We start from the raw sequence: 21759 nt of genomic DNA, 5'->3' as shown, positions 1-21759 counted from the left end.
GACCGCTCGTCCGTCGGAGCCCCGCCGGTCACCCGTAGGAGGGTCGGCGGCCGGTGCCGGAGCCTGGGTTCTCCCGAGAGGGGCGACGATCCCGGACGAGGTGAGCGGTGACCTGTCGGTCATGCCGCCCTCCTCCATGGAGTTCTGGGTGTCCACAGGCAACGGCCGCGAACCCGTTCGTCAGAGACGGGTTCGCGGCCGTGTGGTGCGGGACGTGCCTTGTGCCTACCAGCGGTACCAGCGGCCGCTGCCTCCCTTCGGCCGGGCGACGAACCCGAGCAGCCACAGGACCAGCACCACGACGGCGACCCACCACAGGACGTTGAGTGCGAAACCGGCACCGAAAAGGATGAGCACGAGCAGCAGAACGAGAAGCAGGGGAACCATGGATATCAACCTCCGAGGCGCCGTCTGCCCCACCGACCTTCGGTCATGCGTACGAGATTCACGGGATTCTCCAGGCCTGCTCAAGGTTTGCGGGCAGGCATCGAGAGCAGGCGCCGGTCAAGACCAACCCGGTTCACACAGGAGGAGGTCCCGATGTCGGGCACGGAGAAGAGCAAGGCGCAGGTCGAGCAGGCCAAGGGCAAGGCCAAGGAGGCCGTGGGCCGCACGGTCGGCAACGAGCGGCTCACCGCGGACGGCCTCGCGGATCAGGCCAAGGGCAAGGCGCGCGAGGCCAAGGAGGACGTCAAGGACAACCTCAAGCGCTGAGGTGCCCACGACGCGCCTCCGGGCCCCGACCTGGTGTTCAGGTCGGGGCCCGGCCTTGTGCGGGGGCCGGAACTCCGGGCTCGCTCGTGGCCGGTGCCACCGCGGGTGCGACCCGTGTCACCGACTGTCACCGACGACCGGATCCGGCGACCGCCTTGCAGAGCCTGCGGACCCAGCAGACGCCGCACATCAGCGTGCCGGCCCACGAAGCGGCGAAGGCCCAGATCAACGGCGCCGAGGAGGCGGTCACCGCAAGCACCACCAGCGTGGCCGACACCAGTGCGAGTACCAGGGTCGCCATGGGGAGGAGGCGTCCGCGCGTACGGCGGAACGGGCCGTCACGCATGGTCCGCAGACGGCGCTCCAGGCGCCGGTCGCGGGACAGGCCGCGCTCGATGACGGCGAGCATCGTGCGCTCGCCCGGCGAAAGGTGCGGACCGTCCATGTCGACTCCCGACGCCTGGCCGCCTCGTGGTCGGGAACCGGCGGCTCGGTGAAGGCCGCGAGGGGTGAGGCAGACGCTGCGGGCTCGTGCGTTCTGAGTTGGTGCGCCGCAGCAGGCGTCGGCCTCGGTTGCCCTGCCCTGTGTGGGGACTGCGGCGCTTCTGGCGCCTTCCCCGGTCGCGCGAGCTCAATCCTGTGGAGCCGTACGAGGGCTCGCGCCGCCCGGGAGCTCACCCTGATCGCGCCGTTCGAGAGGACGCAGCACCAGCCCTTCGAGCACCTCGCCGAGCGCGCCTGCCCCCCGGACACGGGAGGGCGTCATGGCCCCCGGAGCTTGAAGGCGGATCCGGCACTCTTCCCGGGTCGGGCTTCCCTGTCCTCTGTCAGAAACACTGGCAGAAAGGGGGTTTGGACAAGAACAGTCGGGCCAGAAGAGTGATGTCGGAAGTGCGCACCTCGAGTGATGGGCCTTCCGGAGCGGGGACCGCCACCCGACGCCCCTTCCCCTCGGCGTCCTAGGCACACCCGCACGCACGATGGGCTGCCGCCGGGTCCGTACGGCACCCGGACACCCCGCGCCCCGCCTCCCCGGCAGGGGCAGTGGTGACACTCCGGCGCACCCCCGGCCCCGGCGTTCAGAGCACCGGCCCCCGGGCAACGGATTCGACGGCAGCACCCCACCCTCATCAGCAGGGCGCCCCGTTCCTTCGGTGCGCCGGGGACGCGGAGGCCGAGCGCGCCGCCCGTGACCGCGTGCAGACCGCGAAGGTCGCCCTCGGTGCACGCAGGCCGCCGGCCCCGCCCTCCCGCCGGCCGCGCCCGACGTAACCGATCGGCGCGAGCGCCCGGCGCGGGGCCAGCACTCGCTCGGCGCTGATTTGCTCCCGGCGCGGAATCATCCGGCCGCGACGGGCAAAGCGGTCTGTCATGACGACGCAGACAGACACGGCCGCGAGACCTTCCCGGCTTCTGGTGCTGGTATCCGCGCAGGTGACGCTGATGGTCGGGCTGGGACTGCTGGTGACCAGAGATCCGTTGGCCGGCCTGCTCACCTCGGTGGAGGACCGGGTCAGCCGCGGGTTCGCCGCCGACCGCACCCACATGGCCGACGCCGTGTCGTCCGGGCTGTCGGTGCTGGCAGGGACCCAGTCGATCGTCGCGGTCACGCTGCTCTGCGTGGCAGCCCTGCTCCTCCTGCCGGGTGCGACCCGGTGGGCGGAGGCCGTGTTCATCAGCGCCTCGGTCGCCACGCAGTCCGCGGTGTTCCTGATCGTCACGGTCTGCGTGCGGCGACCCCGCCCCGCCGTACCCCACCTCGACGCGGCGCCGCCGACGTCGAGCTTCCCGTCCGGCCACGTCGGAGCCTCGGTCGCCCTGTTCGGAGGGCTGGCCGTGCTGGCGTTGACCCGTCTGCGGGGCCGCCGGCGATACGTCGTCGCGGGCGTTCTGCTGCTCGTTCCTCCGCTGGTCGCGCTCTCGCGGCTGTACCGGGGCATGCACCACCCCACCGACGTCGTGGGCGGGCTGGTCAACGGAACGCTCACGCTTCTCGTCATCGGCTCGGTCGTCCTGGCCGGGCGCACGCGGGACAGCGCCGACGACGACCGCGGCAGTCGGCTCTCCGCCGACTCGGCGCCCGCCGCGACCTGGAGCCGGCGGATGGCCGCCGGACGGGTCGTCGTCGTCCGCCATCCGCACGCCTGCGACGACCGGCTCGCCGACCGGGTGCGCGCCGTCCTGGAGGCGCACGGCCATCGGGATCAGCATTGGACGATCACCACCGCCGAACGGCCGAGCGGTGCGCTCGCCGAGGTCATCGGCACCCGGACTCCAGGCGGCACCGCCTCGGACGCGACCGCTTCGGACGCGACCGCTTCGGACGCGACCACACCGGGCGCGGACCCCCCGGCCGCCGTGGCCCCGGTCGCCGTCGGCCTGGTCGTCGTCTGCGGAGGCGACGGAACCGTACGGGCCTGCGCCGACGTGCTGGCCGGGACAGGGATCCCGCTCGCGGTCGTGCCCTGCGGCACCGGCAATCTCCTCGCCCGCAACCTGGGGCTTCCCCTGGAGCCGGCGACCGCACTGGACGACGCCCTCGGCGGGGAGTGCTTCGGCATCGACCTGGGGCGCGTCTCCGGCGACCGCCTCGAGCCCGCCCGGTTCACGGTCATGGCGGGGGCCGGCTTCGACGCCGCGATGGTCCGCGACGCGTCACCGCGGCTCAAGGCGCGTCTGGGCTGGGCCGCCTATCTCCTCGCGGCGGCCCGGCACCTCCGGGACCCCCGCACCCGGGTGTCGATCCGGGTGGACGGCGGACCGCGTCGCCGCCACCGGGCGCGCATGGTCGTCGTCGGCAACGTCGGCACCCTGCAGGGCGGGCTCGAACTCCTGCCGGGCGCGCGCGCCGACAGCGGGCGGCTGGACGTCGTGCTGTTCGCCCCCGAGGGCGCGGCCGGGTGGCTCGCCGCGACCGGGCATCTGCTCTCCCGGGCCCTGCGCCCGCGCTCCACGACGCAGCGGGAGACAGCAGGCATCACGGCCGACTCCGTGGAGGTCGGCCGACGGTCCGTCGCCGGCGGCGCGCTGACGTACTACCGCGGCCGGCACATCGACATCCGGTTCGCAGGGGCGCAACCCAGGGAGCTCGACGGGGACGCCGTCGCCGACGGCCGGCGGCTGACCGTGGAGACCGAGCCGGGCGCGCTGCTCGTACGACTGCCGCGCGCTCCGCGGCCCGCCCCGGTCCGGCCCGCCACCCCAGCCCCGCGCCGCACGAGGAGCGACGCTGTGGCCCGGGCCGCCGGAGTTCCGGACCGTCCCGCTCCACCCGACGTCCCCGCGCCGCTCGCGCCGACCCGCACGCCGGCAGGCTCGTGATGGGTACCGCCACGCGTGTTCCGCAGAGACGTGATGTCCAGGGCGAGGAGCTGTCCGGAGACGAGGCATGGGCCGCGCTGCGCCGCTACGGAGGCTGGCGGCTGGCCCGGGACTCCTTCATACGGTTCCGCTATGCCGACGGCTTCAGCCACTCCCGCGCTCTGGCCCTGCAGACCGTGCTGTCCATCGTGCCGCTGGCCATCGCCGCCATCGGCCTGTCGAGCGTGCTGCACACGGAGGACATCGGCCGGGTCGCGGAGCTGACGATACGCCGGATCACCAGCGGTCCGAGTCAGCAGATGGTCGACGACGCCCTGCGCGAGAGCCGTCGCCACGCCGGCGACGGCGGCCAGGCGGCCCTCTGGCTGGGGCTGCTCTTCTCCCTGGTCAACGTGACGACCAGCCTGTGCCAGGTGGAGCGCGGCGCCAATCGCATCTACGGGAACGAACGCGACCGTCCGTTTCTCCGCAAGTACACCCGCGGCCTGGTGATGGCCGTGCTCGCGGGGTTCCCGCTGGGACTCAGTTTCGTCGTCACGGTCCTCGGCAGCGATCTCACGCACTCGTTCGCCGAGGTCTACCACCTCGGGCCGGGCACCGTCCGGGCCTGGGAGATCCTGCGGTGGCCGATCGGGGTCCTGCTGGCCGTCCTGGCGACCAGCGCGATCTTCCGCCTCTCGCCGCGCCGTGCCCAACCGGGGTACACGTGGCTCGCCTTCGGTGCCGTGGTGCATCTGTTCCTGTGGATCACGGCGACCTGGGCGCTGAGCCTGTACGTGGGCGCCAGCGGCTCCTTCACCACCGTCTACGGGCCCCTGAGCGCGATCGTCTCCCTGCTCCTGTGGTCGTACCTGACCTCCCTCGCCCTCTTCCTCGGCCTCGCGTTCGCCGCGCAGCTGGAGGCCACGCGAGCGGGCGTGAAGGAGCCGGTGGGCCGGGACCCCGGTGTCTGACCCCCTCCCCCACGAGCCGGCTGCGGCTCTCCCCTCATGACACGTAAGGAAGTCGGCTCTCCCATGGCACAGCGCACCACGCGAGTCCGAAGGCCCGTGCGGGCCCTGCTCCTCCGGCATCGCAGTGCCGACGCGACCTTCGGGACGCGGCTCGTCCTGGCGGCGATCGCCACCGCGGTGGTGGCGGTCCCCTTCGCGCTCGCGCTGGTTCTCGTCGAGTCCCGTTGGCCGCCGCTGTACCGGCTCGACCGGGGCACGGCGGAGCGACTTCACCAGACCGCTCTCGAACACCCGGGCTGGGTGGACTTCCTGGAGTTCCTCACCGGCTACGTGTGGGATCCGGTGGCGATGCGCCTGCTGGTCGCCGTCGTGGTGGTGTGGCTGCTGACCCGCCGCGCGTGGCGGCTCGCCGCCTGGGCCTCCGTCACGGCGGTGGCCGGTGGTCTGATCGGCCTGCTGACGAAGCACGTGGTCGAGCGCGCCCGCCCGCACCTGCCGGATCCGGTGTCCCACGCCCCCGGCTTCTCCTTCCCCTCCGGACACGCGATGACCGCCACCACCTCCTGCGCGGTCCTCCTGCTGGTCCTGCTCCCCCTGGTCCCCCGCGCCTGGCGCCCGCTCCCCTGGGCGCTCGCCGTCACGGCGGTCCTGGGAGTCGGGTACACCCGGGTCGCGCTGGGGGTGCACTGGGTGAGCGACGTCGTCGGAGGGTGGCTGCTGGGCCTCACGGTGGTCACGGCGACGACCCTCGTCTTCGAAGCCTGGCGGCTCGACACCGGGCGCCGACGCACGACGCCCGCGCAGGGCCTCGAACCCGAGATCTCCTCGACCACACCGGAGCCGCCCCTGTCCCTGCGCCACGCTTCGGTTCCCTCGGACGAGCGGCGCGATCCACCGGGAACGCATCGGTCCGGGTGACGGAAGGAGCCCACGCTCACGCCGCGCCCGGTGACGCGCACCGGGACCGGCCGGGTCGACGGGCACGACCCGGCCGCCGCCGTCCCACCGCGCGAGAGAGGGACGGCCTTCCCGCGCGCCTCACCGGCCGGTCTCCGTCTGCGTCCAGACGTCGTTGAGGACCTTGTCGGCGAGATCCGGGTACGTGGGTGAGGAAGTGACGCGCAGCCAGAGGAGGACTTCGAGCGGCACGGCTTTCCTCCTCCCCTGGTGAGAGGTCGCCGCGAGCGTCCGGTAGAGGTAGCCGGAGCCGGGGGAACGGTCATGGGCGACCGTGCCGCGGTGGTCCCAGTCGGCCAGGGGCTTTCCCGGGCGCCGATCCGTGAAGGCCCGTTGTTCGGCCGCCGAGCAGGACGCGCCGCAGGCGGCGAACACAAGGTCCGCGCGAAAGCCGGCAGCGGGGCCGCTGCTCACCGTGCAGGCGAGCCATCGGCCGGTGACGACACTCGTACCGGCCTCTTGTCCCCCGTCCTCGCCCCCGGTGGAGCACCGCGCTTCGCGCGGTACCCGCAGCCCCACCAGTTCGTCGAGCGCCACGACACGGGCGGGATCGGAGTCCGCCCATACGGCGCCGCCGAGCCGGCCCGTCCGCTTCCTGTCGAAGATCCCGAAGCGCGATGCGGCGGAGACACCGCTCTCCGGGACACGCGTGAGGGGCGGCCCCTGGGGCACCGGCCCGCCCGGGAGGCCGTGGGTGCGGCGGATCCGGTCGAGGACCTGCCGTACGAGCGTCTCCGCGGTGTCTCGGGCCTGTCGCTCGGTGCCGAACTCCAGCGCCGCGTCCACGGCCACCAGCGCGTTCCCGATGCGACCACGGGCCCAGCCGACGGGGATGTCCTCGTCGGCGCGCCGCGACCGGGCATCGGGGGACGACGCCCACTCCGTCCCCGCGGCCACGGACCAGTCGGTGCCGGAACTGCGTACCCGGGCGTTCAACAGCCCGGGATGCTCCACCTCGTACTGCGCGCGCTCGGCACTGTCGGTCATCCCCGCTCCGGCGGCGAGGGCCACGGTCAGCACGATCTGCGTCTCGGGTCGCAGTGCGGACTGCTCCGTGGTCACGCAGGAGGTGCGCGCTCGGGCGCGCCGGTCGTCGGCCTTCTTCGGCTGCCGGAAGCCGTCCTCGAGGAACCGTCCCGCGTCGGAGAAGATGTCGACGGGCGGCTGCCCGCCGAAGCCTCTGCCCGGATACCCCATCAGGGGGCGCACGGACGAGAGCGGAAGCAGGTCGCAGGCCGTGGCGAGCGTGTGGAGCGGCCCCATCGCACCGGGGGCCGAGAGGACGGAGCCGACCAGGAGGACCACGGTGGTCGCGCCCGTCGCCGCCGACAGCACGCCGACGCCCAGACGCCGCACCCGGCCCGTCCGGACTTGCGCGCTCCAGGGCTCCGGCCCGGCCGCCAGGCTGCGCTGCAGTTCGATGTGCCGGAACCGGTAGAGGCCGCCGGTCTGCCGCAGCACTCCGCGACGGTGCGCGTCCGCGAGGAACTCGGTGAGCCGCAGGGGCAGGCGTCCGGTCGAGGCGAGCCACCAGCGGGCCAGCGTGAAGCGGCCCCACGCGGACAGGACGCAGCTCCAGAGGAACCACCACACGGCCACCGCGCCGTACACGACGGCCCAGCGCCAGGGGGTGACGGCGTCCGCTCCGCGCCCCAGGCCCCAGAACAGGAGGGTGGCGATCACCAGGACGGGCAGCGCCTTCTGAGCGGACAGCATGCTCCGCGTGTGCGGGGAGGTGAGGGCGGCGAGGGCCAGCGTGGCGCGGCGGTCCTCGCGCAGCAGGGTGACGGGATCGCTTCCCTGCAGGTCGGCGGGCCGGCGGACGACGGCGAGCGTCCGCGAGACCGCGGTGAGCGGCGCCACCAGCAGGAAGGAGGCGAAGAGGACGGCGACGCCGTTGCCGGACGCCACGGCCCAGATCCACACGGCGAGCGCCGCCACCGGGACCGACGCGGAGAGCACGGCTCCCACCGGCCGCTCACGGAGGGAGTGGAGCACCTGTCGGCGGGGCGAGTGGAGCCGGTGCGGGGGACGGGCCACGCTTCCGTGCTCGCCGATCCAGTCGAGCGCCCCGGCGCACAGGGCCGCGACGAGCGCGAGAAGGCCCGCGCGGAGTCCGACGCCGGGAACGTCCGGTTCTCCCGGCGCGGGCAGGGCGGTGACGGCGACCGCTGCCGCGAGAAGGAGTCCCAGGGGCAGGGAGACCAGCAGGGCGCGGAAGGCCCACGGCACCTGTTCCTCAAGGCGCCACCAGGCGATGTCCTGCCCGGTGCCGCGGGCGAGACGGGCCAGGTAGCGGCGGGCGCGTCCCGGCGTCACTCGGTCGTGCCGGCCCGGGACCCCGGCCGGGTCCGGCTGGTAGGCGGTATCGACGAACGCGCTCAGCAGATGCCGTTCCACCGCCTCCCGGCTCGTGAGATCCCCCTGCGACAGGAGATCGTCGGGACGCGCGGTGGTGTCGCTGTACACGGCGCGGGCCAGGGAGACCATGAGCGGAGTGCGCAGGACCTCGCGCAGACGCCGTGCCACGGAATCGTGGGAGGCCGGGGCGCCGGAGCCGCGGGCGCCGGAATCTCGAGTGTCGGAATCTCGGGTGTCGGCGTCCGCGGCGCCGCACCCATGGGTGCTGGAGTCCCGGGCGCCGGAATCTCGGGGGCCGGAGTCCGGGGCGCCGGAATCAGCGGCCGGAAACGTGGCGACGGCGGCCATCCGCTCCAGAACGCGGTCCCACTTCGTCGTGGAGTCATCCCGCTCCCGACTGGTGCGCGGCAGGTAGGCGCGCAGTTCGTCCAGTTCCAGCGGCTGGAGCTGGACAGCCGCCGTCTTGGGGATACGGAGTTCACCGGCGTTCACCGCGTCGGTGAACTCGGCGGTACGGCTGGTGAGGACGAAGCGCCCGGCCGGAAGCAGACTTCTGCACAGCTGGGCGAGCGCCTTGGAGCGGGTGGCGTCGGGGAGTTCGTCGAAGCCGTCCAGGACGGGCAGGACGCGCCCGGACGTGATGAGGCCGTGTGCGACGGAGCGCGCGGAGGCCGGGAGGCCGTCGTCCGCCAGGACCCAGGCATGCGTCTGGGCGAGCCATCCGGCCGCCCACCACCACAGGGGCGTCCCCTCTCCGGGGTCCCATGACGAGACCGGGAACACGACGGGCACCGGATCGCCGGTCTCCCGCCGTGCCAACAGCCCTGCGGCCAGGTGGAGGACCAGCACCGACTTGCCGGCACCGGCCTCACCCAGGATGACGAGGCGACCGTGCGGCAGGCTTTCGTAGGTCCGGACGATGTCGGAGAAGGAGCCGTCGAGCCGGGGCGCTGCCTCGCCTGCGCCCGCGAGGTTCACCGGGTGGTCGCCGATGCCGCTCGGAGCCGCCGCCCAGCGCACCGGCAGCGGACCGGGGTCGTCGATGCGGACGGCGGCCCGGTCCCGTGCGTACTGCTCGGCGAGGGTCCTCGCCAACGACGAGGCCGCCTGGCGCAGCTCCTGCTCCGACAGAGGCTGCTCTGGCCGCCGCCGGAGGCGTGACCGTCCGACGAAGACCCCGATCGCGGTACCCAGAACGAGGAACGCCACGGCGGCCCACCGGTCCGTGGTCTCCGAACCCAGCACCGCACCGTTCCCGGCGAGGCCGACGGCGAGAACCCCAGCCATGAGGATGGCCGACGCGGTCCTGGTCCGTGCCCTGCGAGGTGACGGGGACGGCGGCGGATAGATCGTCTCGCCGGTCCGGTACGCGTGCACGACCAGGGCGGGTCCGCCCCCGTCCGCGTGCGGGACGTGGAAGTGGACCTGCTCGGCGTGGTGGAAGGCCACGCTGCCTCGGTCGGCGCGGACCGTGACGCCGTGGTGGGGAGACGTCTCGCCGTCCTCGTCGGCGGGGTCGTCGCCGTCACCGCCGGAACGGGTACGGCCGTCGGTGACGCCCTGGGCGTCGCCGTCACCGCCGAGACGGTAGCCGCCGTCACCAAAGTCGCCGTCGGCGCCGTTCCCGTCGACGCGGGGTGGGCTGGGGTCAGCTGTTGCCGGGCCGTTCAGCCCCGAGTCGGATCCGGCGCCGGAGGGACGGAGAGGTTCACGTCCCCGTTGACGACGCCGGCCGCGACCGATCCCCGGTCGGCCTGGACCCGGACGTCGCCCTGTGCCACGATCCCGCCCGTGCCCGTCGTCAGCGAGTCGGCCGGAGCGTGGCGTCGCAGCAGCCCGCGCAGCGCTTCCGCCGCCTCGTCCCGTTCGTCCTCACGCAGCCCTTGAAGCAGTTCCTCGATGCGGGACCGCCACACCGCGTCCTGCCCGACACACACGCGTTCCGCGGTCGCCTCGCCGTCCTCCCGCGCGACCGCGAGCTCTGCGGCGGTACGGTCCAGCCGCTCCAGTGCGGCCCCCCAAGACGGCTCGTCACCGCGCCCGAACCACTGGGCCAGCGCCTGCCGCAGCCCGGTCCACGCGTCCGTGCCCGCTGCCTGCACCACCGCGGCCCCGCCCATACCGGCAAGCGCCACCAGGGCCTGCTCCAGCATCTCCGTCCCCTCCTCGCGCCCGGCCGTACCGGCCCCCACCGTAGCGCCTGACTCCGCAGCCCCGCGCAGCAGATGGCGTCCCGCGACACGGCATCCCGGACGAGCAGTGCCCCGGGTGGCGACGCAGTACGTTCCGGGGCCGGATCTGACCAACGGGGTCGGCAAGGGCTTCGGCCGGCGGCGTTCTCAACCTCCGTCGGCCGCACCCACCAGCACGTCACCGGCCGCGCCCCCGCCTCCCGGCGCCGGGAGGCGGGGGCGCGGCCGGCGCCGGATCCGTACCGTCAGGAGAGGGTGAGGAAGCGGGCGATGCTCGGCACCCCGTGCGCGTCGAGCGCGAAGAGCATGTAGGTGCCCGGCAGGACCACGCCCCTGTCCGCCGGGATGGACACCGTGTACGTGCCGGTCCCCGCGGCGGTGGAGGCCAGCGGGACCCGCCGCTGGTCGTTGTCCGTGGAGTGGGTCGCGGCGGCGGCCCGCATCAGGACGAAGGAGGCCACCGGACCTTCGGTGGCGACGGTGAGCGAGCTGCCGACCGCGGCTCGGGGCGGCACGCCGCCGGTGATGACGGGGCGCGGCTTGGGCGAACCGTCCGCGTCGAGCAGGTACGGCGGTGTGAACACGGCCCCGTCGGAATGGTTGGTGGCGCAGTCCCCGCAGAGGCCTCCGCCGCCGGAGAAGATCCGCCCGTCGGGCAGCAGGTTCGCCACGCTGTGGTAGTTGCGCGGGACGGCCATGCTGGCGAGCGGGGTGAAGGTCCCCGTCGCGGGGTCCCACAGCTCGGGGGTCAGGACGGACGTGGCGTCGCTGAACGGCACGGGGTAGGACTGCCCGCCGAACACGGCGACCTTGCCGTCGGGCAGGACGACGCTGTTGCCGAAGGCGCGGGCGTGGCCCATGTCGCCCGTGCGCGCGGCCCGCACCTGGTCGCCGTCGACGCTCACGGTGTACGCGCGCCGGGTGGCCGGTGTGTTCTCGTACGCGGGCGAGCCGCCCAGGGTGAGCAGCTTGCCGATGTCGTACGCGACGGCGTTGCCGGTCATGGCGTCCTGGCTGTCGGCCCGGGTGCCGGCGGAGGTGATGCTGCCGTTCCCCTCGGTCGAGATCCAGTTCATCTGCTTGCTGGGGCCCGCCTGGAGCACCCTTCCGCCCGAAGTCGCGTACAGCCACATGTGGTTGTCCGCGCGGTAGGGGCCGCGGGGGTCGGTCGTCAGCGCGGGCGCGGCCGGGACGCCGGGGAGCCTGCGCCAGGTGCCGGTGTCGGGGGACCAGACCTCGCCGGACTTGTCGCCCGTGGCTCCGCTCCACGATCCGCCGAGGACGAAGGCCTCGCCGGTGGAGAGCAGGGTCATGGACTGGTAGCCGCGGGGGATGTTCATGGCGGCGGTCGCCGACCAGGAGTCGGTGGCGGGGTCGTAGATGCTCGCCTTGTCCGCGTTGCTGCCGCCGGTGACCAGGACCCGGCCGTCGGCGAGCATCGCTATGCCCGGGCAGAACATGTCGTGTCCGGTGCTGTCGATGCGGCGTTGGGTGACCTTGCCGGTCTTCAGGTCCAGGATGGCGGTCTGGGTGTAGCCGCTGTTGCCGCCGAAGCGGTCGAGCGCGTACGCCGACCAGGCGAGGAGCTTGTCGCCTGGCAGGACCGCGGTGGCCACCGGCACCAGGGGGAAGCCCGTGATCCGGTCCCAGGAGCCGTGGACGGCGGGGTTGGCCGGTCCGCTCAGGCGTATCTCGGCCGCCGAGGTCCAGGGTCCGCGTTTCCCGGCCTCGCCGGTGACCGTCAGGCGTATGTAGCGGGCGTTCACGGCGCGGGTGAAGGTGGCGGTCTTGACGGTGTCGTCGTCGCGCCAGGTGCCCGTGGCGACCGATGCCCCGAAGGCGGTGCCGTCGGTGCTGGTGGTGACGGTGTACGCGCCCGCGCGCCCGTTGGTGCCGTCCTTGCGGGGCTGGTAGACCAGGGCGGAGACAGCGCTGGTGCGGTGCATGTCGACGGTGATGCTGTGCGGCATCGGGGCCGCGGTCCCCGACCACCTGCTGTGCCAGAAGGTGGCGGCGTCGTTGTCGAGGACGTTGGCCGCGCGGCCGTTCTCCTTGGCGGTCTCCTCGTCGCTCGCGACGGCGGTCCATCCGGTCCTGGGCAGGTCGACCGTGGCCGCCGGGGTCCCGGGGTCGCCGAGCAGGTTGAGCTCGGCGGCGGAGGTCCACGGGCCGCGCCGACCGGCTTCGGTGACGGCGGTGAGCCGGACGAACCGGGCGCCCTGCGGGGCGAACGCGAGGGTCTTGGCGCTGCCGTCGTCCGCGAGGGTTCCGGTGGCGACCGGACTCCCCCAGTCCCGGCCGTCGGTGCTCACGCTGATGCTGTACTCGCCGACGCGCCCGTTGGCCCCGGTGGCGCGGGGTTGGTAGACGAGCGCAGAGACCACCGTGGTGCGGTGCATGTCGACGGTGATGCTGTGCGGCATCGGGGCCGCCGTGCCCGACCACCTGCTGTGCCAGAAGGTGGCGGCGTCGTTGTCGAGGACGTTGGCCGCGCGGCCGTTCTCCTTGGCGGTCTCCTCGTCGCTCGCGACGGCGGTCCATCCCGTGCGGTCGAGCAGGGGAGCCATCGGCTCCATGGCATTGGCCGGCGCCACGCCGTGGTGCGGCGACTGCTTCGCCGACTGCTGTTCGAGGGGGCCGGGTGTCGGCCGGGCCGCGGGCGCGCGGCCGTCGGGCCCGGCGCTCGCCACTCCGAGCCAGGGGGTGAACCCGACGAGGAGCGAGCCGAGGGCGAGGGCGATGAGCAGAGGGGAGCGTCGTAACGCTCCGGCGAGGGCTCTGGTACGTCTGGGCTGCAATCGTGCCTCCTGGGCGAACTGCGCATGCTGCGGGCTCCCAGAACATAGGGCAGAACAGTGCAACTCACTCGCGGAAAGGCGGAGTTGTCCGAGACAGGCCCCTCCGTCGCGACACGGCGCAACCTGACGCGCTACGAGTTGGCACCGCGCGGCGCGCTACAGGGAGGCACGACGTGGCGCGATACGGGGAGGGCGCCCGCGGACGCCGATGCGGCAGGCTCCCGCATACCCATCGAAACGAATACACACATTATTGAGTACTATGCGCTTCCGGATACGGCACGCCGGTGCCGCGGGAGAGACGGACGGCGCATGAGCAACGGTCAGTACCTGCGATACGTCGCACTGGGCGACAGCCAGACGGAAGGCGTCGGCGACGGCGACGACGTCACCGGGCTGCGCGGCTTCGCGGACCGGCTCGCCGAGAGGCTCGCGGCGGTGAACCCGGAGGTGCGGTACGCGAACCTGGCCGTCCGGGGCCGGCTCGCCGGACAGATCCGCGCGGAGCAGCTCGGCCCCGCACTCGCCCTCCGCCCCGACGTCGCCACGGTGATCGCCGGTGTCAACGACCTGCTGCGGCCCCGGTTCGACCCGGACGAGACCGCCGCCCACGTGGAGGCGATGTTCGCCGCACTCACCGGAGCGGGGGCGCGCGTCGCGACCGTCACGATCCCCGACATCACCCGCATCGCGCCCATCGCCCGCCCCGTCGCACCCCGGATCGCCGCCCTCAACGACCGCATTCGGCTCGCCGCGGCCCGGCACGGCGTCGCTCTCGCCGAGACCTCACTGCACGCCGCCGCCATCGATCCGCGGTTCTGGGCCGCGGACCGGCTGCACGCGAGCCCGCTGGGACACGACCGGATCTCCGCCGCCCTCGCGCAGGCGCTCGACCTGCCGGGCAGCGACGACTCGTGGACCCGGGACCTGGCGCCCGACACGACCGCGACCGTCGGCGCGGTACGTACGGCAGCCGCCGAACTGCGCTGGGCCGCCGGATTCCTCGGCCCCTGGCTGCTCCGCCGCCTGCAGGGCCGCTCCTCCGGCGACGGCCGCGCCGCCCGACGCCCGCAGCTGCTGCCCGTGGGGATGCCGCCGGTCAGCGCCTGAACACCAGAGGCGGGGCGGGGCCTGAGTTCCAGGCCGGGGTGACTCGGAAGGGGTGCGGCACGGGCCGCTCCGGGGCCGGAGCCGTTCGGCCCGAGGACGGTCGGCACACGGCACCTCCGCATACCGTCGCCGCCGTCCACGAGGCCGAATCGGCTCCGTCCGGCTCCCTCATGCGTCGGATCAGCGGCGGATGCCCGCGTACGCCGACGGGGAGATGCCGCCCTCCGCGCCCTCGGCGCCGCCCACCGTCCAGACCCGGCCCGCCGCGTCGCTGGCGGCCCCGTACAGGAAACCGGCGCCGCGCGGGCTCTCCGTGCGCTTGAGCAGGCCGTTGGGTCCGAGCGTCAGGACGTAGTTACCGGCCGGGTTGACCTCGGGGTTCATGGTCTCCCCCACGATCACCGGGCGGCCGGAGCCGTCGAAGGCGATGTCGAACAGCTGGCCCGTCTCGGCGGGCGTGCGCACGATGGACCACGTCCGGCCGTCGAAACGGATGACGACGGGACGGCGCCACAGGTTCTCGTCCCGCATGTGGCCGACGGCCCAGATGTCGTTCGCCGACCGGCGCTCGATGCCGTCGAACATGGCGCCGTCCAGCCCGCTCGGCAGCTCCTGCTTCGTCCACGACGTGCCGTCGAACCGCGAGACGCCGTCACCGATGGCGAAGACGACCCCGCCGGGTCCCACCTCCAGTTGGGAGACCCAGGCGAGCCCCGTCTCGGCCGGCAGCCGGGTCCAGCCGCCGCTGCCGTCCGCCCTGCCGCGGAACAGGGCCTGCCGGTACTCGCCGGTCTCATCGGTGTACGTGCCGTGCGCCCAGACCGCACCGCGCGCGTCCACGTCGACGGCCGACAGCGACGTGCCGTCCGCCCCCTTCGGGAAGGGCAGCTCGACCGCGCTCCAGGCCTTGCCGTTCCAGTGCTGGAGCAGCGCGCGCCCCCGGTCCCAGTCGTCCTCGCCGACGGTTTCGTAGCGGGTGCCCACGGCCCACACCTGGTCGGGCGCGCCGACCGCGAGGTCCTCCAGGCGGCCGTGGTCGGCGGGCTGCGGAGGCGCCTGCCAGCGGGTTCCGGTCCAGCGCAGCGCGACCGGCGCGAAGGGACGGGTGGTCGCGTCGCTGCGCTTGCCGACGGCCCAGGTGGCGCCGCCCGCGGTCTCCACGTCGAACAGCACGCTGCCGTCGCTCGCCGTCGGGCTGACGTTCCGCCAGTCCTGCGTCTCGGCGGCAGCGGGGGCCGCGGAGACGGCGACGAACGAGGCCAGGCCGACGGCGACGGCGGTGGCCGCGAGGGGCAGGGAAAGATTCATTGCGGGATTCCTCGCAGGAAGTCGGGTGTCGTACGTGTGTCATCCCTTTGACGCGCTGACCGGCGGGAGATGTTTCATGCGTCTTCGAAAGACGCCCGCCGCGTAACGGGCCGCGCCCTCCCGCTTGTTGCCCGGCAAGCGGAGCCGACTGCCCGTCAGGGGCTTGTCAGCGTCGGCAGAGCGGCGCAGTCTTGCCGCTCGGGTGTCAGATGACCCTGGTGTCCCCGAACGGGGCCCGGGAGGGGGAGGCTCGTATGAGGAAGCGTGATCTGGTCGGCTTAGTGGGCCGTCGGACAGCGCTGCGGTATCTGCTGGCGGGGATCGCCGCTACGGCGGTGTCGGGGTGCGGGAGTCCGGTGGAGAAGGCGATCACGGCGTTCGCCGAGGGTTCCTGGAGCTTCACGACCAATACCGGCATCGAGGGGATCCTGACGATCACGGGCGACGGGCAGTGGTCGGAGACCCGGTTGGGGCTCTCGGGCCGGTGGGAGTACGACTCCTCCCGGCTGACGGTCATCATGGACGGGGTCGACAGCGAGGGCGCGGAGCCGTACCGCGTCCCTTCGGTCCCGGAGCCCGCCGATGACGCCCTGTCCCGGGAGTACTCGATGCAGGGCGGCTGGGCCGTCGGCCTCGGCGAGAAGGTGAAGGCGCGCAGGGACAAGGAGGACGTGGTCCTGGAGTTCGCGGACTTCTCGGACGGGAGCGAGGGCTCACCCGAGCACGTCGAGTCCCTGGTCTTCACCCTCAGCCGGATGAAAGAGGCGCCCTGACCCTGGTTCACGGCAGGGCTGTTCCTCGCTAGGCGGGCTGCGGGGCGGCTGCCGCCGGAGCCGGTGCGGTGTTTCGGGTCTCGCGCAGGAGCAGCAGGCCGTTGACCACCATCAGGGTCGCGGTCAGGCCGTGGATGCCGAGCGCGGTGGCCACGGAGCCGTGGTGGGACAGCACCGTGGTCATGTCGCCGTACGCGGCGAGGGACTCCACCAGGATCGCCCAGCCCAGCGCCCGGCGGTGGCCCGTCACCAGCAGGAGGCCCAGGACCAGGGCCATGACCACGTCGCGGATTCCCTTGACGACCAGGAATCCGCCGCCGTCGCCCGACGGCCAGCTCGGCAGGCCGAAGCCCGGTGCCGTCGTCTCCGGGCTCAGGATGAACTCCGAGCCGAACCAGAGGATGAAGAGGACGAAGACGGCGGCCAGGGCGGTGTTGATCTTCTTCAGTGACATCGTTTCCACTCCCTGCGATGTGAGTCTCTGTGGGCCGGTGAGCCGGTGAGCCGGTGAGCCGGTGAGCCGGGTGTGCCGCCGGGTGCGCTGGATCGGGAGGCACGCACGTGGTACGTCGTGGGGGCCTGGTCGGGACCGCGGGACGCGGACACCACCAGGCCCCCACCGCAGGTGCTGCCGGGACCGCCGTCGCGTCAGGTGCGGGCCGCGACGAGCAGGGTGAAGGCGGCGATGATGACGGCGACGCGGACGTAGTGGTAGCGGTCCCAGCGCTTCATCTGGTCCTTCCAGTCGGCGGGCCGGTTCTCCGGGGTCCAGGTCTTGCCCCGGTTGTTGATCGGGACGAGCAGCAGGATCGACATGATCACGCTGACGATCAGCAGCGCTCCGGCGGTGACGACGAGGCCGGCGCCGTCCTGGCCCCACCCGGCCACGGCCCAGACGGCGGCGAGGACGAGTGAGCCGATGTACCAGACCGGCATCACGGCGCCGAGCATCCGGCCGCCGTGGGCGCGGCCGAGCTGGCCGCTGTCCTCCGGGAGGGCGTTGAAGATCGGGTTGATGACGAAGGCGACCGAGAACTCCACCCCCACCATCAGACCGACGACCACCGTGGTGAAGACCTCGAGTGCGTTGAGCATGATGACCCCTCCTGGCATCTAGCGTTGCTAGCTGATGATGCAACGCTAGCTCTACTGCCGCTCGATTGTCTAGCGGTGCTAGGATCGAATCATGTCGGTACAGGAACGCAAGCAGCGCGAACGGGCGGACCGCGAGCGCCTCATCGTGGCGACGGCCCGCGAACTCGCCGAGCAGCAGGGCTGGGACGCGGTCACCACCCGCCGCCTCGCCGAGCGCATCGAGTACAGCCAGCCCGTCCTCTACAGCCACTTCCGCGGCAAACGCGAGATCATCGGCGCCGTCGCCCTGCAAGGCGCCACCGAGATGGCCGCCGCGGTGCGGGCCGCCACCTGCGGCGCGCACGGCCCGCGCGAGCGGGTTACCGCACTCGCCCGCGCCTACCTCGACTTCGCCGAGGACAACCCGGCGGTCTACGACGCCCTGTTCCAGCTCGACGGCGGCCTGGCGTACGCGCGGGAGGACACCCCCGAGCCGCTCAAGGACGCCTTCGCCGCCCTGCTGGAAACCCTCGGCGAGGTCGCGGGGGACGGCGTCCACCCGGGGCTGTTCACCGAGGTGTTCTGGGCCTCCCTGCACGGCCTGGCCACCCTGACCAGAACGCGACGGCTGCTGCCGGAGGACGCCGCGCAGCGGGTGGAGCTGCTGGTGGACCGGCTCGCCGTGCTCTGACGCGCCGCGTCGGCGGGCGCACGCCGGGGCCGCTCGTCCCGGTCACCCGCGGGACCCCGGCCGGACCGGGTCCGGTCGGGCCTCCGCCGCCTCCCTCGGCACTGCTCGGTCCACCTTCCCGGTGAGTGGGAACCGCCCCCTGCGCCGGGCGGCCCCTCCCTGCCAGGCTCCGAACCGCCGTGGTTCCACCACCCGCGCCCCGCCCGAGGGGCGGGGCCGCAGGGAGGACGTGACAGATCATGAGGGGCGCGCAGACCATCGCCCGGCTCGCGGACTGGGCCGCCGAGCGATACGGGGACGAGGAGGCCCTCGTCTTCGGCGAGGAGCGCTGGACGTTCGCGGAACTGCGGGACCGGGTCGACCGGGTGGCGCGCGCGGTCATCGCGCAAGGGATCGGCCCGGGCGACCCGGTCGCCGTGTGGGCGCCCAACAGCGCCCGCTGGGTGGTGGCCGCGCTGGGCGCGGTCGCGGCCGGCGGGGTGCTGGTGCCGGTCAACACCCGCTACAAGGCGGCCGAGGCCGCCGACATCCTGCGCCGGTCCCGCACCCGGCTCCTGTTCACCGAGCACGACTTCCTGGGTACGGACTACCGGGCGCTGCTCGCGGCCTCGGGCGAGGAACTCCCGCTCCTGGAGCGGACGGTGGCCCTGCACTCCGGAGACTGGTCGCGCTTCCTCTCGGGTGCGGACCGGGTCACCGGACAGGAGCGGCTCGCGCGCACCGCCGCCGTGCGGCCCGCCGACACCGCCGACGTCCTCTTCACCTCCGGCACGTCGGGCCGCCCCAAGGGCGTGCCCAGCACCCACGGGCAGAACCTGCGCGTGTACGACGCCTGGGCGCGCACGGTCACCCTCCGGCGCGGCGACCGCCACCTCCTCGTCAACCCCTTCTTCCACACCTTCGGTTACAAGGCCGGCGTCCTCGCCTGCCTGTTGCAAGGGGCCACGATCGTCCCGGAGCGGGTGTTCGACGCCGGGGCCGTCCTCGGACGGATCCAGGACGAGCGGATCTCCGTGCTGACCGGAGCGCCGACCCTCTTCACCTCGCTCGTCCACCATCCCGAGCGTGCGGCGTACGACCTCACGTCGATGCGGATGGCGGTCACGGGCGCGGCGAACATCCCCACCGCGCTGATCGAGCAGATCAGGACGTCCCTCGGCGCGGGGAGCGTCAACACCGCGTACGGACTGACCGAGTCGACGGGTGTGGTCGCGATCTGCCCGCCGGACGAGGCCCCGGAGACGCTGGCCCGTACGTCCGGGACCGCCCTGGAGGGCACGGAGCTGCGCGTCGACGCACCGCCCGGGGAGCCGGGCGAGATCCTCACCCGCGGGTACCACGTGATGCGGGGCTACCTCGACGATCCCGAGGCGACGGCGCAGGCCGTCGACGCGGACGGCTGGCTGCACACCGGGGACGTCGGAGTGCTCGACGAGCGCGGCTTCCTGCGGATCACCGACCGGCTCAAGGACATGCTGGTGGTGGGCGGCTTCAACGTGTACCCGGCAGAGGTGGAGCAGGTGCTGCGCGGCCACCCGGACGTCCTGGACGTGGCGGTCGTGGGGGCGCCGGACGCGCGGCTCGGGGAGGTCGGCGTGGCGTACTGCGTACCGGCGGCCGGGGCCCCGGTGAACGAGGCGGAGCTGACCGCGTACACGCGGGAGCGACTGGCCAACTTCAAGGTCCCGCGGGCCTTCCGCTCCGTGCCGGCCCTGCCGCACAACGCGGCGGGCAAGGTCGACAAGAACGCGCTGCGGCACACGGAGAACACCACCATCCGATGAGGAGAGTACGAACGTGAACGACAGCATCACCGAATCCGACGCCGTCGATGTCGATGTCGATGTCGATGTCGATGTGGTCGTCGTCGGAGCGGGCGTCACCGGGCTGTACGCCGTGCACCGGCTGCGCGCCCTCGGCCACCGCGTGCGCGGCTTCGAGCGGGGCGACGACGTGGGCGGTGTCTGGCACTGGAACCGCTACCCGGGCGCCCGCTGCGACGTGGAGTCCGTGGACTACTCGTACTCCTTCGACGAGGAGCTCCAGCAGGAGTGGGACTGGAGCGAGAAGTACGCCACCCAGCCGGAGATCGTCCGCTATCTGCGTCATGTCGCCGACCGCTTCGACCTGCGCCGCAGCTACACCTTCTCGACTTCGGTGACCTCCGCCGAGCTGGACGAGGAGTCGCTGCGCTGGACGGTCCGCACGGACGGCGGCGAGGTGGTGTCGGCCCGGTTCTGCGTGTTCGCCGTCGGCTGCCTCTCCAGCACCCACGTACCGGACATCGCGGGGGCCGGGGAGTTCACCGGCGCCACGTACCACACCGGTGCGTGGCCCCCCGAGGGCGTGGACTTCAGCGGTCTGCGGGTCGGGGTGATCGGCACCGGCTCCTCCGGCATCCAGGCGATCCCGCTGATCGCGGAGCAGGCGGCGCACCTCACGGTCTTCCAGCGCAGCGCCAACTTCAGCATCCCGGCGGGGAACGAGCCGCTGGACGAGCGGACCCGGCGCCGGCAGAAGGCGGGCTACGCGGAACGGCGGCGGCTGTCCCGGCTCAGCGGCGGCGGCTCGCCCCACACGGCGCACCCGTCGGCGACGTTCGACGTGTCCCCCGACGAGCGGCGGGCCGCGTTCGAGGAGCGCTGGGAACTCGGCGGCGTCCTGTACTCCAAGACGTTCCCCGACCAGCTGACCGACCCCGCGGCGAACGACGCGGCCCGCGCGTTCTGGGAGGAGAAGGTCCGTGCCCTCATCGAGGACCCGGCCGCCGCCGACCTGCTGGTCCCCACCGACCATCCGATCGGCACCAAGCGGATCGTCACCGACTCGCACTACTACGAGACGTTCAACCGGGACGACGTGCGTCTCGTGAGCCTGCGCGAGAACGCGATCGAGCGGATCGACGGCAGCGGGATCGTGCTGGCCGACGGCACCCGCGTGGAGCTGGACGCCCTCGTCTTCGCGACCGGCTTCGACGCGATGACCGGGGCGATCGACCGGGTGGACGTGCGGGGGCGCGGCGGGCGGGCGCTGAGGGACGTCTGGAGCGAGGGTCCTCGCACGTATCTGGGTCTGGGCGTCGACGGCTTCCCGAACCTGTTCAACCTCACGGGTCCCGGCAGCCCGTCCGTCATGGCCAACGTCGTGCTCTGCGCCGAGCAGCACGTCGACTGGCTCGGCGACTGCCTGCGCCATCTCGACGAGCACGGCCACCGCGCGATCGAGGCGAGCGAGGAGGCCGTCGAGCAGTGGGTCGCGCAGTGCCGCGACCGGGCGGCGGCCACCTTGTTCCCGACGGCGAACTCCTGGTACCTGGGGGCCAACATCCCTGGCAAGCCGCGGGTGTTCATGCCGTTCATCGGCGGCTTCGGGGTGTACGGGGAGATCATCGCGGATGTCGCGGCCTCGGGGTACAAGGGGTTCGTGCTGATACGGGACTGAGCCGGCCGCGGCATGAGCGTGCGCCCCGCCCCCACCTGGTCCGGTGGGGGCGGGGCGCACGCGTGC

The 21759-nt window shown here is 73.1% G+C and carries 17 protein-coding genes; 9 read left to right on the top strand and 8 right to left on the bottom strand.

What is annotated here, in order from left to right:
• Window positions 1–225: 225 nt before the first annotated feature.
• Window positions 226–387, bottom strand: coding sequence for a hydrophobic protein (locus tag AMK27_RS06170; protein ID WP_073903239.1), 162 nt, complete (start codon window positions 385–387; stop codon window positions 226–228).
• Window positions 388–540: 153 nt separating this feature from the next.
• On the opposite strand from AMK27_RS06170, the gene AMK27_RS06165 reads away from it, so the two are divergent.
• Window positions 541–714, top strand: a complete 174-nt coding sequence (locus AMK27_RS06165; RefSeq protein ID WP_073903237.1) for a CsbD family protein — start codon at window positions 541–543, stop codon at window positions 712–714.
• Between the two features lie 127 nt (window positions 715–841).
• On the opposite strand, the gene AMK27_RS06160 is transcribed toward AMK27_RS06165, so the two are convergent.
• Window positions 842–1159: a DUF3040 domain-containing protein gene (locus AMK27_RS06160; RefSeq protein WP_073903234.1), complete on the bottom strand. Its 318-nt coding sequence runs from the start codon at window positions 1157–1159 to the stop codon at window positions 842–844.
• A 926-nt stretch (window positions 1160–2085) separates the two neighbouring features.
• On the opposite strand from AMK27_RS06160, the gene AMK27_RS06155 reads away from it, so the two are divergent.
• From AMK27_RS06155 to AMK27_RS06145, 3 genes are all read left to right on the top strand, one after another.
• A complete protein-coding gene (locus AMK27_RS06155; RefSeq protein WP_079188221.1) occupies window positions 2086–4035 on the top strand; it encodes a diacylglycerol kinase family protein in 1950 nt (649 codons plus the stop codon).
• Window positions 4035–4988 carry a YihY/virulence factor BrkB family protein gene (locus AMK27_RS06150; RefSeq protein ID WP_073903228.1) on the top strand — a complete coding sequence of 318 codons (954 nt, stop codon included), beginning with the start codon at window positions 4035–4037 and terminating at the stop codon, window positions 4986–4988. The genes AMK27_RS06155 and AMK27_RS06150 overlap by 1 nt, the downstream gene beginning before the upstream one ends.
• Before the next feature lie 63 nt (window positions 4989–5051).
• Entirely contained in the window at window positions 5052–5906 is an 855-nt protein-coding gene (locus tag AMK27_RS06145) for a phosphatase PAP2 family protein (RefSeq protein ID WP_073903225.1), read from the top strand.
• A gap of 120 nt (window positions 5907–6026) precedes the next feature.
• Here the strand turns inward: AMK27_RS06145 and AMK27_RS06140 are convergent, their stop codons facing one another.
• The 3 genes from AMK27_RS06140 to AMK27_RS06130 form a co-directional block, all read right to left on the bottom strand.
• Window positions 6027–9755, bottom strand: a complete 3729-nt coding sequence (locus AMK27_RS06140; protein WP_073903222.1) for an NACHT domain-containing protein — start codon at window positions 9753–9755, stop codon at window positions 6027–6029.
• A gap of 218 nt (window positions 9756–9973) precedes the next feature.
• Complete coding sequence (locus AMK27_RS06135; protein ID WP_073904030.1) at window positions 9974–10459, bottom strand: hypothetical protein; 486 nt, start codon at window positions 10457–10459, stop codon at window positions 9974–9976.
• Window positions 10460–10743: 284 nt separating this feature from the next.
• Window positions 10744–13296 carry a discoidin domain-containing protein gene (locus tag AMK27_RS06130; protein WP_241847323.1) on the bottom strand — a complete coding sequence of 851 codons (2553 nt, stop codon included), beginning with the start codon at window positions 13294–13296 and terminating at the stop codon, window positions 10744–10746.
• A 312-nt stretch (window positions 13297–13608) separates the two neighbouring features.
• On the opposite strand from AMK27_RS06130, the gene AMK27_RS06125 reads away from it, so the two are divergent.
• On the top strand, window positions 13609–14406 hold the full coding sequence (locus tag AMK27_RS06125) for an SGNH/GDSL hydrolase family protein (RefSeq protein ID WP_073903219.1): 798 nt from the start codon (window positions 13609–13611) through the stop codon (window positions 14404–14406).
• Between the two features lie 180 nt (window positions 14407–14586).
• Here AMK27_RS06125 and AMK27_RS06120 read toward each other — a convergent pair whose 3' ends face one another.
• Complete coding sequence (locus AMK27_RS06120) at window positions 14587–15714, bottom strand: hypothetical protein (protein WP_073903217.1); 1128 nt, start codon at window positions 15712–15714, stop codon at window positions 14587–14589.
• A gap of 356 nt (window positions 15715–16070) precedes the next feature.
• On the opposite strand from AMK27_RS06120, the gene AMK27_RS06115 reads away from it, so the two are divergent.
• Window positions 16071–16487, top strand: coding sequence for a hypothetical protein (locus AMK27_RS06115; protein ID WP_158076903.1), 417 nt, complete (start codon window positions 16071–16073; stop codon window positions 16485–16487).
• A gap of 28 nt (window positions 16488–16515) precedes the next feature.
• Here the strand turns inward: AMK27_RS06115 and AMK27_RS06110 are convergent, their stop codons facing one another.
• Together AMK27_RS06110 and AMK27_RS06105 are read right to left on the bottom strand one after the other, a co-directional pair.
• Window positions 16516–16941 (bottom strand): DUF4267 domain-containing protein, encoded by a 426-nt coding sequence (locus AMK27_RS06110; RefSeq protein WP_073903211.1) that lies wholly within the window; start codon window positions 16939–16941, stop codon window positions 16516–16518.
• A 194-nt stretch (window positions 16942–17135) separates the two neighbouring features.
• Window positions 17136–17582 (bottom strand): DUF1772 domain-containing protein, encoded by a 447-nt coding sequence (locus AMK27_RS06105; protein WP_073903208.1) that lies wholly within the window; start codon window positions 17580–17582, stop codon window positions 17136–17138.
• Window positions 17583–17673: 91 nt separating this feature from the next.
• On the opposite strand from AMK27_RS06105, the gene AMK27_RS06100 reads away from it, so the two are divergent.
• The 3 genes from AMK27_RS06100 to AMK27_RS06090 all read left to right on the top strand — a co-directional run bounded on the left by AMK27_RS06100 (window position 17674) and on the right by AMK27_RS06090 (window position 21693).
• Window positions 17674–18252, top strand: coding sequence for a TetR/AcrR family transcriptional regulator (locus AMK27_RS06100; protein ID WP_073903205.1), 579 nt, complete (start codon window positions 17674–17676; stop codon window positions 18250–18252).
• 239 nt (window positions 18253–18491) lie between these two features.
• Window positions 18492–20036 carry a FadD3 family acyl-CoA ligase gene (locus tag AMK27_RS06095; RefSeq protein WP_073903203.1) on the top strand — a complete coding sequence of 515 codons (1545 nt, stop codon included), beginning with the start codon at window positions 18492–18494 and terminating at the stop codon, window positions 20034–20036.
• Between the two features lie 13 nt (window positions 20037–20049).
• On the top strand, window positions 20050–21693 hold the full coding sequence (locus AMK27_RS06090) for a flavin-containing monooxygenase (RefSeq protein ID WP_079188219.1): 1644 nt from the start codon (window positions 20050–20052) through the stop codon (window positions 21691–21693).
• Window positions 21694–21759: the final 66 nt, after the last annotated feature.

It is taken from the genome of Streptomyces sp. CB02009, assembly GCF_001905825.1.
Lineage (GTDB): Bacteria > Actinomycetota > Actinomycetes > Streptomycetales > Streptomycetaceae > Streptomyces.
Note: the sequence above shows the minus strand (reverse complement) of the source record. Positions and strands in the feature narration are given on the sequence as shown.